The sequence below is a fragment of the Rhizobacter sp. P1_G5 genome (genome assembly GCF_056405435.1).
On the sequence record NZ_JBFUCB010000894.1, the window covers coordinates 1 to 1,808 of the forward strand.

Genomic DNA, 1,808 nt, shown 5'->3' on the forward strand with positions numbered 1-1,808 from the left:
GGTGTATGCGACGGTGGAGATGCTGTTCGATGAGCCGCTCGATGCGACGGCGGTGGCTCGCACGGTGGCGGGGATGATCGCGAGTCATCTGGAACGGGTGAAGCCGCTGGAGTTGCCCAGCGCAACGACCACGCGCCGACGCAGGCGCTGAACCCCCGAGCGCGGCTCTGTGCGCAAGGACACCGACGCGCCCCCACCGATCGGCTACGGTTGACTCGGCTCGCGCGTGACTGCACGCGACAAGGGGGGCCTGATGAACAACGACGACGAACCGCAACGGGCGCGCACTGACGCCGACAGCTCAAGCCACGCCTGGGCGCGCCGCAGCCCGTCCATCGAGGACCAGCAGCTGACCAGCGCCACCGTGCACTGGCTGGATGCGTTGCCCCACGGCGTGCGGCCCGTGCACCTGCCCGACGACTTCCCGCGCATCGCCAACGCCTTGTGCAGGCTCTGGCCGACCACGCCGGCGCTCGACCTCTACTTCGAGGAGAAGGAATTCAGCCTGCGCGAGGACCGCCGCGGGTTCCCGGCGCTCATCAAGGAGGAGTTGCTGGCACTGCACGTCCACTCGCTGCACACCCGACCGCTGCCCTACGAAGTGCGGGCGCCGCAGAGATCCTCGTTGCTCGGCTGACCCGCATGCGCGCCCTGCGGCGCCCTATGAAGCGCGGGCACTCTGCCGCGCGTCGCCGCTCGACCCGGCGCGCTCCGGCAGCAGGCTGGCCAGGCCGGCACGAAACGCGTCCAGCGCCAGTGGCTTGGTCCAGTAGTCGAGCGCGCCCAGCTCCAGTGCCGTGGCCACGTCCGCCGGCGTCGTGTTGGCCGACACCGCCACCACCCGCAATGCCGCCGTGGCCGGATCGTCGCGCAGGGCGGACAGCAACTCCAAGCCGGACAGGTCCGGCAACTGCATGTCCAGCAGGATCAGGTCGGGCTGCCGGCTGCGCGCCAGCGCCAGCCCGTCGCGGCCGTTCACCGCCTGCAGCAGTTGAATGCCCTCGCAGCGCGTCAGCAACTGCGCCACGAGCAGCTGGTTGACCGGTTCGTCCTCGATGTAGAGCACCAGCGCCCCRCCCTTCGTTGACGACACGGGCTCGGGCACCGCCAGCGGCTTCGGCGCCTCGGCAGCGACCTGGCCCGCCGCGAGGACGCAGGACGGCAGGACCACCCGCGCCCGCGTGCCGGATTCGGGGCTGCTCTCCACCTCGAGCCGGCCGTTCATCAGGTGCACCAGCTGGCGCGCGAGCGTCAGCCCGATGCCCGAACCTTCGACTGCCTGCCCTTCGCGGCCCAGCCGGTTGAAGGGCTCGAACAGGTGCGACAGGTGCTCCGGCGTCATGCCGATGCCGTTGTCCACCACGTCGAGGCAGACCTCGCTGCCGGCCTGCGTCACGTCGATCCTCACCTGTCCGCCGGGCCGGTTGTATTTGCAGGCATTGCTCAGCAGGTTCAGCAGCACCTGCAGCAGCCGCCGCGGGTCGGCGACGGCACCGATGCCGACCCGCGACACCGCGCGCTCCGAGAGCTCCAGCCCGCTCGTCCTGGCGAGCGGCTGCGTGAGCGCGACGGCCTCGTCCAGCACTGCCGAGATGTCGCCGCAGACGTTGACGACCTCGATGCGCCCCGCCTCGACGCGCGAGATGTCCATCACGTCGTTGACGAGGCCGAGCAGGTGCCAGCCGGCATGCGTGATCAGCCGCACCCRCTCGGCCTGCGGCGGCGACAACACCTCGGCCGGGTCGGTGGCCAACAGTTGCGCAAAGCCCAGCATCGCGTTCAGCGGCGTGCGCAGTTCATGGCTCATG

The 1,808-nt window shown here is 70.5% G+C and carries 2 protein-coding genes; one reads left to right on the forward strand and one right to left on the reverse strand.

The window, feature by feature from the left end:
* Positions 1-253 precede the first annotated feature (253 nt).
* The gene (locus AC1D12_RS32435) at positions 254-637 is read left to right on the forward strand and encodes a hypothetical protein (RefSeq protein WP_465114534.1); all 384 of its coding nucleotides are present in this window, start codon (positions 254-256) and stop codon (positions 635-637) included.
* A 24-nt stretch (positions 638-661) separates the two neighbouring features.
* On the opposite strand, the gene AC1D12_RS32440 is transcribed toward AC1D12_RS32435, so the two are convergent.
* Positions 662-1,808: ATP-binding response regulator (locus tag AC1D12_RS32440; protein WP_477845254.1), on the reverse strand; the 1,147-nt coding region annotated here is incomplete at its 5' end.